The organism is Micromonospora haikouensis (genome assembly GCF_000876225.1).
In the GTDB taxonomy this organism is placed as follows: domain Bacteria; phylum Actinomycetota; class Actinomycetes; order Mycobacteriales; family Micromonosporaceae; genus Micromonospora; species Micromonospora haikouensis.
In genome coordinates, this window is sequence record NZ_JXSX01000001.1 from 2,296,206 (window position 1) to 2,309,886 (window position 13,681).

Here is a 13,681-nt window from a genome sequence, read left to right on the forward strand (position 1 = left end):
CCGGGCCGCCCGCGCCGGGAACCGGTGTCGGGGAGTCGGCGTCGTCCCCGGGCGGCGGGCGGGCAGGATGGACCGCATGACGTTCTCGCTGCCCATCGACCCCGAGGCCAACCGGCTGCTGGAGCGCAGCCCGCTGGCCCTGCTGCTGGGAATGACGCTCGACCAGCAGATCCCGATGGAGAAGGCGTTCTCCTCGCCGTACGTGCTGACCCAGCGCCTCGGGCACGAGCCGGACGCCCGCGGGCTGGCCGGTTACGACCCGGACGCGCTGGTGGCGGTCTTCGCCGAGCCGCCCGCCCTGCACCGGTTCCCGAAGGCGATGGCCGCCCGGACGCAGGAGGTGTGCCGGGTGCTGGTCGACCGGTACGACGGCGACGCCGCCCGGCTCTGGGCCGACGTCGCCGACGGGCGGGAACTGCTGCGCCGGATCACCGAGCTGCCCGGGTTCGGCCGGCAGAAGGCGCAGATCCTCGTCGCGCTGCTCGGCAAGCGGTACGGCGTCACCCCGGCCGGCTGGCGGGAGGCGGCCGGCGGCTACGGCGACGCCGACGCGTACCGGTCGGTGGCCGACGTGGCCGACGCGGACTCGCTGCGCCGCGTACGCGAGTACAAGCAGCGGATGAAGGCGGAGGCGAAGGCCGCGAAGGGCTGACGCAACCCGCGCCGCTCGGGCTCGTTGAGCCCGTCGGGCGTCGGCGACGGGTGGGCGATGACGGAGGATCAGCGGGGCGCGGCGCTGCTGCGGGGCGCGGTGAGCTCGCCCCGGGCCAGCTTCCTGGAGCTCTTCTTCGACCTGGTGTTCGTCTTCGCGCTGACCCGGGTGTCGCAGCGGATCATCGACGACGTGGCGTCCCCCGGCCGGGACGTGTGGAGCGAGGTCGCACAGACCCTGCTGCTGTTCCTCGCGCTCTGGCTGGTCTGGACGCTCACGGCCTGGGTGACCAGCCGCTACGAGCCGGAGCGCGGGATCATCCAGTTCGTCGTGGTGGCCACGATGTTCGGCAGCATGGTGATGGCCGTCGCCCTGCCCCGGGCCTTCGCCGAGCGGGCGCTGACCTTCGCCTGCGCGTACCTGGCGGTGCAGATCGGCCGGCCGCTGCTGATCACCGTGGCGCTGCGTCGGCATCCCCGCCGGACGGTGACGGTGCGCATCCTGGCCTGGTTGACGCTCGGCGCGGTGCCCTGGCTCGCCGGTGCCCTGGTGCCGCAGCAGGCCCTCCGGGCGGTGTTCTGGACCGTCGCGGTGGCCTGGGACTACACGGGGTTGGCGCTCGGCTGGCCGGTGCCGCGCCTCGGGCCGACGCGGGTCTCCGGCTGGGCCGTGATGGGCGAGCACCTGGCGGAGCGGTACCAGCAGATCTTCCTGATCGCCCTCGGCGAGACGATCCTCATCATCGGGTTCACGTTCAGCATGAGCGAGTTCTCCGCCGCCAGGTTCGGGGCGTTCGCCCTCTCGTTCCTGGTCACGGCGCTGTTCTGGCGGATCTACTTCCACCGGGCCGGGCACCTGCTGGCCGAGGCGATCCGGGTGGCCCGGTCGCCGGGGCTGCTGGGCGAGTCGGCGAGCTGGACCCACCTGGTGATCGTGGCCGGCGTGCTGCTCACGGCCGTCGGCTACGAGCTGGTCATCGACCATCCCTTCGCCCGGATGGAGTCGACGTGGGCAGTCTTCGTCATGGGCGGCCCCACGCTGTTCCTGGCCGCCCGTGCACGCTTCGAGTACGAGATCTTCGGCCGGGTCTCCCGCTCCCGGCTGGCCGGGGTGCTGGTGCTGGCCGCGCTGGCCCCGCTGGCGCTGCGCATGTCGCCGATGGTTGCGCTCGCGTCGGCGGCCGCCGTGCTGGCGGCGATCGCCGTGAGCGACGCGGCGCGATCGTGGGGACGCCCGGCCGAGCGCCCCGCATCGCCGCTGTAGCGGCCCGCCTGCCGCCATCCGGGGGTCGCCTCGGGGCGGCCCTGGGTCCAGGCGGTTGCGGCCCGGGGCTCAGGCGCAGTTGCGGCCCGGGGCTCAGGCCGCGGTGGGCCGGGAGAGGGCGGCGAGGGCCCGCCGCACGTCGGCGAGGGACACCGTCGCCGAGTCGTCCAGCTCGGCCAGGCCGGCCTCGATCCACTGCCGCATCAGCGTGGTCACCCCGATGCCCCGGGCGTCGGCGGCGGCCCGCACCCGCTCGTACGTCTCCAGCGGCAGCCGCACCGAGCGGCTGACCATCGGCACGTCGGTGTCGGGGGTGGGCAGCTCCACGGGCGCGCCGGTGTCGATCAACTCGGCCAGCGGGTCGCCACCGCCGTGGAACTGCTTGGTTGCGTCGTTACGGTTCATCGCCACGCCTCCTCATCGGCGGAATCTGCGGCCGGCGTCGTCGTCGGGAAACCGGCGGACGGCCTCGTCGTAGCGCTTGGCCTCGGCGTCGGTCAGCTCCCGGGCGGAGAGTACGTCCCAGTCGTTGTCGGCGCCGTCGGCCTCGGCGAGCAGCACGGCCAGCCGCCTGCCGTGGCGGGCGGCGGCGTAGACGACCATCACGTCGTCGCCCAGGTGCCGGATGACCCGCCGCGGGCTGTGCAGCGCCTCCCAGACCTCCCCGGGCGTGACGTCGTAGACCCGCAGGTTGGCCAACGCCTCGTCGGTGAAGCTGAACCGGCTGCCCACGAGCGGAGCGTACCACGGGCGTAACACGAGCCGGAACGAGTCGATTTCGCTGATCAACGCCCCGCGACGAACCGATCAACGCCCCGGGGTGACAGGATGGGGGCGATCCCTCTTGGAGGTTCGTGGTGAAGCGTCAGGCGTACCAGCCGATCCTGATCACCGACGCGGCCCGCAGCCAGGACGACCAGCTCACCAGCCGGCAGCGCCGCTACGTCGTGATGATGGGCGTCCGGGTGGCCTGCGTGATCGTCGGCGCGATCCTGGTCGGCGCGCAGGCGCCCATGCTCTGGCTCTGGCTGCCGCTGTGCGGCCTCGGGATGGTGCTCATCCCGTGGCTGGCGGTGCTGCTGGCCAACGACCGGCCGCCGAAGGAGAAGCACCGGCTGGCCAACCGCTTCCAGCCCCGGCGCACCGACCCGGCCCCGCCGATGAGCCTGGCCGCCGAGGAGCGCCCGCACAAGGTCATCGACGCCGAGCCCTGACCGGCGCGGCCCGGTTTGCCGAGGGCCGGCGCGCGCCGGCCGGGCCGGCGGTCAGGCCGTCGGGCGCGCGCCGATGGTCGACACGGCCAGCGCGCCCAGGTCGCCGGCCCGGTCCAGCGCCGCCCGGGGCCCCGCCCCGGCCAGCCAGGCCGACAGCAGCCCGGCCGCGAAGGCGTCCCCGGCCCCGGTGACGTCGGCCACGGCCACCCGGCGCGTCGGCGCCACGCTGACCGTCGACGCCCGGTCCGCCCACACCGCCCCGGCCGCGCCCCGCTTCACCACCACCCGCCGGGCCGTCGCCGTCAGCGCCCGTGCCTGCGCCGCCGGGTCCAGCCCGCCGGCCAGCACGGCGGCCTCGTCGGCGTTGACCAGGAGCAGGTCGACGTCGCGTACCCAGGTCAGGAAGGCCGTCGCGCCGACCCGCCGCAGCGGCGCCGCGGACGCCGCGTCGACGCTCGTGGTGAGCCCGCGCTCGCGCGCCGCGGCCAGCGCGCGCAGCCCGGCGCCGCGCGACCCGACGTCCAACAGGGGATACGCGGACAGGTGCAGGTGCCGCGCGTCGGGCGCCCCGGCGAGGGCGGCGTCGACGTGCCCGGCGCCCAGCCGCAGGTTCGCCCCCCGTTCGGTCACCATCGTGCGCTCGCCGTCGCCGGTGAGCACGATCACCGTGCCGGTGGTGCGGCCCACGTGCCGCTCGACGGCGCAGTCGACGCCGGCCCGCTCCAGCTCGGCGACCCGGTCGCGGCCCGCGTCGTCGTCGCCGACGGCGCCGACCATGGTCACCGGCACGCCCTGGGCGGCGAGCCAGGCGGCGGTGTTGGCGGCCTGCCCACCGCCGGTGACCCGGATCGTGGCCGGGGTGTCGGAGCCGGTGGCCAGCGGCCCGCCGAGCACCGCGACCACGTCGGTGATCAGGTCGCCGACGACGACGATCCGGCCCGGCCCGGCCGGATGGCGCGCAGCGGTCATGCGGCGGCGCGGCCGGCGGCGGCGACCGCGATCCGGGCGGCGAGGTCGGCGTTGCGCAGGATGATCCGCACGTTCACCGCGAGGCTCGCGCCCTCGGTGGCGGAGTGGAAGTGCGCGAGCAGGTACGGCGTCACGGCCTTGCCGGTCACCCCGTCGCGCTCCAGCAGGGCGAGGCCCTCGGCGAGCGTCCGGTCGTGCAGGGCGGGGTCGAGCTGCTCGTCGGCCGGCAGCGGGTTGGCCACGATCAGCCCCCCGCCGTGCACCCCGTGGGCGTCCCGCGCGGCCAGCACGTCGGCGACCTGCTCCGGCGAGTCGACCGACCAGTCCAGGTCGAAGCCGGCATCGGTGAGATAGAAGCCGGGGAACCGGCGGGTGCGGTAGCCGACCACGGCGACGCCGAGGGTCTCCAGCCGCTCCAGGGTCGCCCCGACGTCGAGGATCGACTTGACCCCGGCGCAGACCACGGCGATCGGCGTGCGGGCCAGGGTGCCCAGGTCGGCCGACTCGTCGAAGGTCGTCGCGGCCTCCCGGTGCACCCCGCCCAGCCCGCCGGTGGCGAAGACCCCGATCCCGGCGGCGGCGGCCACCGCGCTGGTGGCGGCGACCGTGGTGGCTCCGTCCGCGCCGTCCGCGGCGGCGATCGCGAGGTCGCGCACCGAGAGCTTGCTCACTCCGTCGACGCTTGCGAGCCGGGTCAGCTCCGCGTCGTCGAGGCCCACCACGAGCTGACCGCCGACCATGCCGATGGTCGCCGGGACCGCCCCGGCGGCGCGGACGGCCTGTTCGATCTCGCGGGCCACCCGCAGGTTGTCGGGCCGGGGGAGGCCGTGCGAGACGATGGTGCTCTCCAGGGCGACGACCGGACGCCGGTCGCGTAGGGCGGCGGCCACCTCGGCGCCGAGGCGGGTGTGGAAGCTGTTCACGTCCGTTACGGTACGGGCCGGGAAAGGGTGGCCTGCGGTGGACCCGGCCAGGTCGGCCTGCCAGACTGGAAAGTTGGAGGTGCAGAAGTGAACACACAGGTTCTCGAACGTCCGGACCTGAAGGATGCCGACACCGGTCCCGAGATGTTCCACTACGTCCGCAAGGACAAGATCGCCGAGAGTGCCGTCATGGGCACCTTCGTCGTCGCGCTGTGCGGGGAGAAGTTCCCGGTGACCAAGGCCGCCAAGCCGGGCTCTCCGGTCTGCCCGAAGTGCAAGGAGATCTACGAATCCTGGGGCGAGTGACCACGGGCGGCCCCTCCGGCCGCCCACGTAACCTTCGGCGGTGACCACCTCCACCGCCCTGCTCCTCGCCGACCTGACCGGGGTGGCCGTCTTCGCCGCCTCCGGGGCCTCCGCGGCGGTGGCCAAGCGCCTCGACCTGTTCGGCGTCGTCTTCGTCGGTTTCGTCGCCGCGCTCGGCGGCGGGATCCTCCGCGATCTGGTGATCGACGAGGTGCCACCGCTGGCCTTCGCCGACTGGCGCTACGCGGCGACGGCCGCGCTCACCGCCGGCGCCACCTTCTGGCTGCACCCCAGGCTGGCCCGGCTGCGCACCACCGTGCTGGTGCTCGACGCCGCCGGCCTCGGCCTGTTCACCGTCACCGGCACCCTCAAGGCGCTCGACGCCGGCGTCCCGGCGGTCGGCGCGTGCCTGCTCGGCATGCTCACCGCCATCGGCGGCGGGCTCGGCCGGGACCTGCTCACCGGCGAGATCCCCGTCGTGCTGCGCCGGGAGATCTACGCGGTGGCGGCCCTCGCCGGGGCGGTCGCCGTGGCGCTGCTCGACGCGTTCGGGCGGGCCGACGCCGCCGGGCTGACCGCCGCTGCGGTGTTCGTCTTCGCGCTGCGCCTGGTGTCGCTGCGGCGGCGCTGGTCCGCCCCGGTGGCCACGCTGCGCCCGCCCCGCACCGGCGCCCGGGGCCCCGGCTCCTGACCGAGCGTGACCGGGTGCCGCCTGTTCGTGTGGTGCGAAGGGTGCTGATGTGACCAGCGTGGCGTCGCCTGGGCCCACCGGCCCGCGCTGGTTATGCTGATCCGGCCTTCGCGGCACCCGATGCGCGAGGGCCTTTTCATGGGCGGCGGCACCCGTGGCCCTCGACCGGGGCCCGCCGTCGCGCGGTCGGAGAGGAGCCTGACGCGTGGCAGCCCGGACGCCGGCGCTCGAGACGTTCCCGCCCCTGCGTGCGTGGCAGCGCAAGGCGCTGGTGGAGTACCTGCGGCGACGCACCGAGGACTTCACGGCGGTCGCCACCCCGGGGGCCGGCAAGACCACCTTCGCCCTGCGGATCGCCGCCGAGCTGCTCGCCGACGGCACCGTCGAGGCGGTCACCGTGGTCGCCCCCACCGAGCACCTGAAGACCCAGTGGGCGCAGTCGGCGGCCCGGGTCGGCATCCAGCTCGACGCCGCGTTCCGCAACGCCGACCTGCACTCCTCCGCCGACTTCCACGGCGCGGTGGTCACCTATGCCCAGGTGGGGATGGCGCCCCAGGTGCACCGACGGCGCACCATGACCCGGCGCACCCTGGTCATCCTCGACGAGATCCACCACGCGGGCGACTCCCGCACCTGGGGCGACGGGGTGAAGGCGGCGTTCGAGCCCGCCGTGCGCCGGCTGATGCTCACCGGCACCCCGTTCCGCTCCGACGACAACCCGATCCCGTTCGTCACCTACGAGCGGGGCGGCGACGGCCTGCTGCGGTCCCGCGCCGACGCCGTCTACGGCTACGCCGACGCGCTGCGCGACAACGTGGTCCGGCCGGTGCTGTTCCTGGCGTACTCGGGGGAGACCCGGTGGCGGACGAACGCCGGGGACGAGCTGGCCGCCCGGCTGGGCGAGCCGATGACCCAGGATCTCGTCGCCCAGGCGTGGCGTACCGCCCTGGACCCGGCCGGCGACTGGATGCCGCAGGTGCTGCGGGCCGCCGACGCCCGGCTGACCGTGCTGCGCAACGCGGGGATGCCCGACGCCGGCGGGCTGATCATCGCCAGCGACCAGCAGACCGCCCGCTCGTACGCGAAGCTGATCGAGCGGCTCACGGGCGAGAAGGCCGCGGTGGTCCTCTCCGACGACCAGGGCGCGTCCGCCCGGATCGCGACGTTCGCGGCGTCCGAGCAGCGCTGGTTGGTGGCGGTCCGGATGGTCTCCGAGGGCGTCGACATCCCCCGGCTGGCGGTCGGCGTCTACGCGACCAGCGCCAGCACCCCGCTCTACTTCGCCCAGGCCATCGGCCGGTTCGTCCGGGCCCGCCGCCCGGGGGAGACCGCGTCGGTGTTCCTGCCCAGCGTCCCGCACCTGCTGGGGCTGGCCAGCGAGATGGAGGCCGAGCGGGACCACGTGCTCGGCAAGCCGAAGGACCGCGAGGGGTTCGACGACGATCTGCTGGAGCGCGCCCAGCGCGACGACCAGGCCAGCGGGGAGCTGGAGAAGCGGTTCGCGGCCCTGTCCGCCACGGCCGAGCTGGACCAGGTGATCTTCGACGGCGCGTCCTTCGGCACGGCTGCCCAGGCCGGCACCCCCGAGGAGGAGGAATACCTGGGGCTGCCCGGGCTGCTCACCGCCGACCAGGTCTCCCTGCTGCTCACCAAGCGGCAGGCCGAGCAACTGGCCGCCCAGCGCCGCCGGGCCGCCGAGCGGGCCGCTGAGCCGGCCCCTGCCGCCACGGCGGCCCCACCCCAGCCCATGAGCGCCGCCCAGCGCCGGGTGGCGCTACGGCGGCAGCTGAACGCCCTCGTGGCCGCGCGGCACCACCGCACCGGCCTCCCGCACGGCAAGATCCACGCCGAGCTGCGCCGGCTGTGCGGCGGCCCGCCCAGCGCCCAGGCCACGATCGAACAGCTGGAGGAACGGATAGCCACGGTCCAGACCCTGTGACCGGGGGCGGAAACGGATAAGCCGGCCGGAGGCGCCCGTTGGGCACCTCCGGCCGGCTTATGTCGGTATGCGGTCTGTTGGGGTCAGTTCGCCATCAGATCGGCGCCACGCCAGCTGAACTCGGGGTCCGTCGCGTACCGCACGGTGATCTTCACGAGATCCTCCGCGTACTTGTTCGCGTGGTGCCCACAGAACACCAGCTCGCTCCCGCCCGCCAGAGTGATACGGAGCTTGCCGGCAGCGTTGCAGCGGTCGCACCGTTCATCGGCGGCTGGGGGAGCCACCGTCTCGGGCGGCGGCGTGAGGGTCGGGGTCATCGCCTTCCTCCTCTGGTCGTCACCGATGAACAATCTCGTCGGTCGTTGCTCACCTATCGTGCAACACCCGACGAGGGTCTTGCCTTCCCTGTGTGCCCGCGGGGGACCGAGGTCACACCTGGCGGCAACAGTGTGCCGTGCACCAAGGGTGCCACGTCAACGATCACAATCGTGCAACCGACCGATCACCATCGGGTGTTGTACGGCTGGTGATCAAAGCGACACGGGCAGTTGACGAACGCGGGTCAGTCCAGGTAGTCACGGAGAACCTGTGACCGCGACGGGTGGCGCAGTTTCGACATCGTCTTCGACTCGATCTGCCGGATCCGCTCCCGGGTCACGCCGTAGACCTGGCCGATCTCGTCCAGCGTGCGCGGCTGGCCGTCGGTCAGGCCGAAGCGGAGCCGGACCACGCCCGCCTCGCGCTCGGAAAGCGTCTGGAGCACCTGCTGGAGCTGGTCCTGCAGCAGGGAGAAGGAGACGGCGTCGACCGCGACGACGGCCTCCGAGTCCTCGATGAAGTCGCCGAGCTGACTGTCGCCCTCGTCACCGATGGTCTGGTCGAGCGAGATGGGCTCCCGAGCGTACTGCTGGATCTCCAGCACCTTCTCGGGTGTGATGTCCATCTCCTTGGCCAGCTCCTCCGGGGTGGGCTCGCGGCCCAGGTCCTGGAGCAGCTCGCGCTGGATCCGGCCGAGCTTGTTGATCACCTCGACCATGTGCACCGGGATGCGGATGGTGCGGGCCTGGTCGGCCATCGCCCGGGTGATCGCCTGCCGGATCCACCAGGTCGCGTACGTGGAGAACTTGTAGCCCTTGGTGTAGTCGAACTTCTCGACCGCCCGGATCAGGCCGAGGTTGCCCTCCTGGATGAGGTCGAGGAACGCCATGCCCCGGCCGGTGTAGCGCTTGGCCAGCGACACCACCAGCCGGAGGTTGGCCTCCAGCAGGTGGTTCTTGGCCCGCTCGCCGTCGCGGGAGATCCAGCCGAGGTCGCGGACCATCTCCCGGACCAGCTTCTCCTCGCCCTCCTCGGCGGCGCGCAGCCGCTCGGCGGCGTAGAGGCCCGCCTCGATCCGCTTGGCGAGCTCCACCTCCTGCTCGGCGTTGAGCAGGGGCACCTTGCCGATCTGCTTGAGGTAGGCCCGCACGGAGTCGGCGGAGGCGGTCAGCTCGGCGTCGCGACGCGCCTGCTTGAGCGCCTCGGACTCCTCGTCGTCCCACTCGAAGTCGTTGTCGGTGGCGGAGCTGGCGGCGTCGGCCGCGGCGGCCTGGGCCAGCTCGGCCGGCTCCTCGACCACTACGTCCTCGATTTCGGCGGCGAGTTCCTCCGGATCGATGTCGCCCTCGGCGCCCTCGCCCTTGGGCTTGGCGGCCGCCTTGGCCGGCTTGCCCGCGGCGGCGGCCACCGTCGCCTTGGTGGCCCGGGTGGGCCGCGCGACCTTCGCCGGGACGGCGGCCTTCGCCACCGCCTCGGTCGTCGCCTTGCGCGCGGCGACCTTCCGGGGAGCCGGCGCGGGGGCGTCGTCGGCGGCGGGCGCCTGCTTCGGGGCGGGCGCGGCCACCTTCTTCGTGGTCTTGGCGGTGGTGGCCCGGGACGCCGGGGTGGCGGACCGGGCGGCGGCGACCCGGCGGCGCGGGCTGGCCGAGCCGTCGACGACCACGGTCACCCCCGCTTCCGCGAGCGCACGCAGGATCTTCTTGGCCTGGGCCGGAGTCACCTCGGCGGACTCGACGGTGCGCGCGAGCTGGGCCGACGTGAGCTGGCCGCCGGCGCTCTGCGCGTGGGCGATCAGGGTGTCGGTGAGCGAGCGAACGTCGGCGCCGGTCTGGCGGGGTTCTGTCACGAAGACCTTCCGGAGGCGAAGAGCGAGCACGGCCGGGTTGCCCGACGCGGCGCGGAACACGGTGCCGGGCGATGTCGTTGAGGGACCCCCGTGTCCCGGGCCGGCCGGTGGCTGGCGGTCCGTGGCGCGTGGGCAGGGTGAATTGTAACGCCGTCTGCCGCGATCATCCTGCGCCGCACGGCGGACCGACTGGCGGGACCGCCGATTCGACGCAGATGTGGACTTTGTAAGGATGATACTCGCGCGCGACCCGGACGGGTCCGGTCGTGCGGGAAGGGGACGAACCTATGGACCGCGCGGTGCCGCCACCCGGGGAACTGCTGGAGATCGCCGTCGATGTCGCCCGGGCCGCGGCGGCGACCGCGCACCGGATGTGGGCCGAGGGGGTGTCGGTGGCCGCCACCAAGTCCACCGTCACCGACGTGGTCACCGCCGCCGACCGGGCCGTGGAGCGGCAGGTGCTCGACGCGCTGCGCCGGATCCGGCCGCACGACGCGGTCCTGGGGGAGGAGTACGGCGCGGGCGACGCCGCCCCGGCCGCCCGGGTGCGCTGGATCCTCGACCCGATCGACGGGACGGTCAACTACCTCTACGGGCTGCCGTGCTGCGCGGTGTCGCTGGCCGCCGAGGTCGACGGCCAGGTGGTCGCGGGCGTGGTGCGCAACGTGTTCACCGGCGACGAGTGGACGGCCACCGCCGGGGGTGGCGCGTACCGGGCCGGGGAGCGGCTGCGCTGCTCGGCCGAGACCGACCTCGGGCAGGCGCTGGTCGCCACCGGCTTCGGCTACGACCCGGCCCGCCGGGCCCACCAGGCCCGGGTGCTCGCCGGGCTGATCGGCCACGTGCGGGACGTCCGCCGGCAGGGCGCCGCCTCGGTGGACCTCTGCCTGGCCGCCGAGGGGCGGCTGGACGCGTACTACGAGAAGGGCCTGAACCTCTGGGACCACGCGGCCGGCGCGCTGGTCGGCACCGAGGCCGGGCTGCTGGTCGGCGGGCTCGGCGGGCGGCCGGCGGGCCCGGACCTGGTGATCGCGGCCCCGCCGGCGCTGTTCGCGCCGCTGCACGACCGGCTGGCCGACCTGGACGCCTCGGGCGGCCCCTGACCGCCCGGAGGTGACCGGGCCGGCCGGCCCGGTCACTTGTCGACGGGCATCGGGCAGGTGCCGGCCGGGGCGACCGGGGCGCCCAGGTCGCCGAGGGACTGGTTGACCTCCGTGGTGGTGGCGAGCTGGGCGAAGCTGTTGCCCAGGACCACGTCGACCGTGTCGTCCTTGCGCTTGATGTCGAACTTCGGCTCGGCGTTGTTGAGGAAGTACGCGCGCAGCAGGTGGGCGGAGCCGACGCCCTTCGGGCCGTACTGCAGGACGGCGACGCCGTCGAGCTGCTGCTTGGCGTTGCCCTCCTTCTTCACCTGGAACTTGCGGTTGCGGAAGTCGTCCGCCACCTTCTTGGCGAGACCCGCCTCGTCGGTGGCGTTGTAGACGTTGATCTTCACGTCCTTGTTCTCGTGCAGGGTCACGTCCGCCAGCGGCGCGCCCTCGGGGCAGCCGGCTGCGGCCCCGCCCTTGCCCTGGGTGTCGCGGACCACGGCCACGACCACGAAGACCAGGGCGACGACCGCCAGCAGACCGACGACTACGAGTGCTCGCACTCGCGCAAAGCTCATCCTGGCGCTCCCCGGACGGTGATTGGGTGGCGGCGGCCGGGGGCGGGTGGGCCGCCCCGCCGGCCGTCGAGTACGCCGCTGAGGCTAACGGTTGTCCGGCGGTCGCGTGGAAACAGTCCGACATGCCGGCGCGCCAACCGGGAAGCGGGTAGTACTACCCCTATCTTCGTGTCGCCTGAGTCACATTGGGAACAACTTCGAGGTCTGGGGCGTACATCTGAGCCGCGAGGGCGGTATACATGCCTCGCCCGAGGGGGGTAAGGTACCGCGCTCGCTGGGGGAGTTTCTCTGGCGGACCCGGTCCGGCCGGTGGCCGGGTCGGGTGACCGACAAAAGTTGGTGGCCGGCAGTGGAACCGAAACAGCGCCTTCCGGCGTTACAACCGGGAGCGACCATATCGATATGGGAGAGTGAAACCGATGGCCACCGACTACGACGCCCCGCGTCGCGACGAGGTCGACCTCGGCGAGGACAGCCTGGAAGAGCTCAAGGCCCGGCGGGTCGACTCACAGTCGGGCGCCGTGGACGTCGACGAGGCCGAGGTGGCCGAGAGCTTCGAGCTCCCCGGTGCTGACCTGGCCGACGAGGAGCTCACGGTCAAGGTGCTACCGATGCAGCAGGACGAGTTCCGATGCGCCCGCTGCTTCCTGGTCCACCACCGCAGCCAGCTGGCGGTCGAGCGCAACGGCGAGCTGATCTGCCGCGAGTGCGTCTGACCGCGACAGGGCACACCAGCACCTCGACGGGGGACACCAGCGCCTCCATCCGGCGACATCAGCGGCGGCCTCATCGGTGAGGCCGCCGCTGTGGGAGCCGCCGATCCCGGGCACGTCCGCGCCCGCCGGTGCGCCACCGGCCCACGGCACCGCCGTGCGCCGGTGGCGGGGAACTGCTTGACTCGTCGGGACGGTTCCCCACCCGCCGAAGCACCCGGGAGGTCGACGCATGGTCGAGCGCAGCGACGACGGCGGGCGGCCCGCCACCGACGGCACCGGCGGGCCGGAGCCCGCCCCGCCGGGCGACAGCCGCACCGGGTCCGAGCCCGCGCAGGCGGGCAGCGCCCGCACCGAGCCTGCGCAGCCGGGCAGCGCCCGCACCGGGTCCGAGGCCGCCCGGCCGGGCGGCACCGGCGCGGGGGAGGAACTGGGCGCGACGGTCGCCGCGCTGACCGCCGACGACGTCGAGCCGGCCCGCCGGCGGCAGCTGCTGACCCGGCTGGTCGGCCAGGTCCGTGGCCGGGGCCTCGCCGACCTGTTCAAGCCGCGCGCCGCCGTCCGCTGGATGACCGACGCGGTCGCCGACGTCGCCCCGCACGTGCCGATCCGGGACCTGGCCACCCTGCGCCGGCACTTTCCCGGCCTGGACGACGAGGCCCTCGCCGACCGGCTGGTCCGCAACGCCGCCCGGACGACCGCCGCGATCGGCGCGGCCGGCGGGGGAGTCGCGGCCGTCGAGTGGGCGGTCGCGCCGACGCTGCTCTCCGCGCCGGTGCTGCTGGCCGCCGAGACGGTCGCCGTGGTGGCCGTCGAGCTGAAGCTGATCGGCGAGCTGCACGAGGTGTACGGTGCCCCGCTGCCCACCGCCGGCACCCAGCGGACGGTGGCCGTGGTGCAGTCCTGGGCCAGCCAGCGGGGGATCAACCCGATGATGCCCGGGGTGGGCGTCGGCGCGGTGCTCGGCACGGCGGCCCGCAAGGAGCTGCGGGACACCCTGCTCAAGCGCTTCGGCCGCAACCTGACCACGCTCGGCCCGTTCCTCACCGGGGCGGCGGTCGCCAGCTATCTCAACCGGCGGGCCACCCGGTCCCTCGGCGAGCAGCTCCGCAAGGACCTCGGGCGGCAGCGGCGCGAGCTGCCCGGCCCGCCGCCCGCCCTGCCCTGACCGCCGAGGCGGG

At 74.0% G+C, this 13,681-nt stretch carries 16 protein-coding genes; 9 read left to right on the forward strand and 7 right to left on the reverse strand.

The genetic code is table 11. The features are described from left to right. Positions 1-67 precede the first annotated feature (67 nt). Together TK50_RS10070 and TK50_RS10075 are read left to right on the forward strand one after the other, a co-directional pair. Positions 68-652, forward strand: a complete 585-nt coding sequence (locus TK50_RS10070) for an HhH-GPD-type base excision DNA repair protein (RefSeq protein WP_043962503.1) — start codon at positions 68-70, stop codon at positions 650-652. 57 nt (positions 653-709) lie between these two features. Further along, positions 710-1,915, forward strand: coding sequence for a low temperature requirement protein A (locus TK50_RS10075; protein ID WP_043962504.1), 1,206 nt, complete (start codon positions 710-712; stop codon positions 1,913-1,915). Positions 1,916-2,008: 93 nt separating this feature from the next. Here TK50_RS10075 and TK50_RS10080 read toward each other — a convergent pair whose 3' ends face one another. Both TK50_RS10080 and TK50_RS10085 read right to left on the reverse strand, forming a co-directional pair. After that, complete coding sequence (locus TK50_RS10080; protein WP_043964213.1) at positions 2,009-2,320, reverse strand: hypothetical protein; 312 nt, start codon at positions 2,318-2,320, stop codon at positions 2,009-2,011. A gap of 12 nt (positions 2,321-2,332) precedes the next feature. Then, positions 2,333-2,647 (reverse strand): hypothetical protein, encoded by a 315-nt coding sequence (locus tag TK50_RS10085; protein WP_228986787.1) that lies wholly within the window; start codon positions 2,645-2,647, stop codon positions 2,333-2,335. Positions 2,648-2,772: 125 nt separating this feature from the next. On the opposite strand from TK50_RS10085, the gene TK50_RS10090 reads away from it, so the two are divergent. Further along, the gene (locus TK50_RS10090) at positions 2,773-3,129 is read left to right on the forward strand and encodes a DUF3099 domain-containing protein (protein WP_043962505.1); all 357 of its coding nucleotides are present in this window, start codon (positions 2,773-2,775) and stop codon (positions 3,127-3,129) included. Between the two features lie 51 nt (positions 3,130-3,180). On the opposite strand, the gene TK50_RS10095 is transcribed toward TK50_RS10090, so the two are convergent. Both TK50_RS10095 and TK50_RS10100 read right to left on the reverse strand, forming a co-directional pair. Continuing rightward, complete coding sequence (locus TK50_RS10095; RefSeq protein ID WP_043962506.1) at positions 3,181-4,098, reverse strand: carbohydrate kinase family protein; 918 nt, start codon at positions 4,096-4,098, stop codon at positions 3,181-3,183. After that, entirely contained in the window at positions 4,095-5,021 is a 927-nt protein-coding gene (locus TK50_RS10100) for a pseudouridine-5'-phosphate glycosidase (RefSeq protein ID WP_043962507.1), read from the reverse strand. Before TK50_RS10100 ends, TK50_RS10095 begins: the two co-directional genes overlap by 4 nt. 87 nt (positions 5,022-5,108) lie before the next feature. Between TK50_RS10100 and TK50_RS10105 the strand changes: the two genes are divergently transcribed. The 3 genes from TK50_RS10105 (at position 5,109) to TK50_RS10115 (ending at position 7,957) form a co-directional block, all read left to right on the forward strand. Next, positions 5,109-5,327, forward strand: coding sequence for a DUF3039 domain-containing protein (locus TK50_RS10105; RefSeq protein ID WP_043962508.1), 219 nt, complete (start codon positions 5,109-5,111; stop codon positions 5,325-5,327). A gap of 40 nt (positions 5,328-5,367) precedes the next feature. Continuing rightward, a complete protein-coding gene (locus TK50_RS10110) occupies positions 5,368-6,018 on the forward strand; it encodes a trimeric intracellular cation channel family protein (protein ID WP_043962509.1) in 651 nt (216 codons plus the stop codon). 205 nt (positions 6,019-6,223) lie between these two features. Continuing rightward, positions 6,224-7,957 (forward strand): DEAD/DEAH box helicase, encoded by a 1,734-nt coding sequence (locus TK50_RS10115; protein WP_043962510.1) that lies wholly within the window; start codon positions 6,224-6,226, stop codon positions 7,955-7,957. A gap of 83 nt (positions 7,958-8,040) precedes the next feature. Here TK50_RS10115 and TK50_RS10120 read toward each other — a convergent pair whose 3' ends face one another. Both TK50_RS10120 and TK50_RS10125 read right to left on the reverse strand, forming a co-directional pair. Continuing rightward, positions 8,041-8,274 carry a DUF7455 domain-containing protein gene (locus tag TK50_RS10120; RefSeq protein WP_036374862.1) on the reverse strand — a complete coding sequence of 78 codons (234 nt, stop codon included), beginning with the start codon at positions 8,272-8,274 and terminating at the stop codon, positions 8,041-8,043. Positions 8,275-8,519: 245 nt separating this feature from the next. Further along, complete coding sequence (locus TK50_RS10125) at positions 8,520-10,121, reverse strand: RNA polymerase sigma factor (protein ID WP_043964218.1); 1,602 nt, start codon at positions 10,119-10,121, stop codon at positions 8,520-8,522. Positions 10,122-10,408: 287 nt separating this feature from the next. On the opposite strand from TK50_RS10125, the gene TK50_RS10130 reads away from it, so the two are divergent. Continuing rightward, positions 10,409-11,224: an inositol monophosphatase family protein gene (locus TK50_RS10130; protein ID WP_043962511.1), complete on the forward strand. Its 816-nt coding sequence runs from the start codon at positions 10,409-10,411 to the stop codon at positions 11,222-11,224. Between the two features lie 32 nt (positions 11,225-11,256). Here the strand turns inward: TK50_RS10130 and TK50_RS10135 are convergent, their stop codons facing one another. Continuing rightward, a complete protein-coding gene (locus TK50_RS10135; RefSeq protein WP_176734137.1) occupies positions 11,257-11,772 on the reverse strand; it encodes a LytR C-terminal domain-containing protein in 516 nt (171 codons plus the stop codon). Between the two features lie 434 nt (positions 11,773-12,206). On the opposite strand from TK50_RS10135, the gene TK50_RS10140 reads away from it, so the two are divergent. After that, positions 12,207-12,503, forward strand: coding sequence for a DUF4193 domain-containing protein (locus TK50_RS10140; protein WP_007075406.1), 297 nt, complete (start codon positions 12,207-12,209; stop codon positions 12,501-12,503). A gap of 229 nt (positions 12,504-12,732) precedes the next feature. Next, entirely contained in the window at positions 12,733-13,668 is a 936-nt protein-coding gene (locus TK50_RS10145) for a hypothetical protein (protein ID WP_241773966.1), read from the forward strand. The last annotated feature ends 13 nt before the right edge of the window (positions 13,669-13,681 follow it).

Bases quoted from the DNA above. Each gene is read 5' to 3' on its own strand.
- TK50_RS10070 (WP_043962503.1), top strand. From the start codon at position 68: ATGGACCGCATGACGTTCTCGCTGCCCATCGACCCCGAGGCCAACCGG.
- TK50_RS10075 (WP_043962504.1), top strand. From the start codon at position 710: ATGACGGAGGATCAGCGGGGCGCGGCGCTGCTGCGGGGCGCGGTGAGC.
- TK50_RS10080 (WP_043964213.1), bottom strand. From the start codon at position 2,320: ATGAACCGTAACGACGCAACCAAGCAGTTCCACGGCGGTGGCGACCCG.
- TK50_RS10095 (WP_043962506.1), bottom strand. From the start codon at position 4,098: ATGACCGCTGCGCGCCATCCGGCCGGGCCGGGCCGGATCGTCGTCGTC.
- TK50_RS10120 (WP_036374862.1), bottom strand. From the start codon at position 8,274: ATGACCCCGACCCTCACGCCGCCGCCCGAGACGGTGGCTCCCCCAGCC.
- TK50_RS10130 (WP_043962511.1), top strand. From the start codon at position 10,409: ATGGACCGCGCGGTGCCGCCACCCGGGGAACTGCTGGAGATCGCCGTC.
- TK50_RS10140 (WP_007075406.1), top strand. From the start codon at position 12,207: ATGGCCACCGACTACGACGCCCCGCGTCGCGACGAGGTCGACCTCGGC.
- TK50_RS10145 (WP_241773966.1), top strand. From the start codon at position 12,733: ATGGTCGAGCGCAGCGACGACGGCGGGCGGCCCGCCACCGACGGCACC.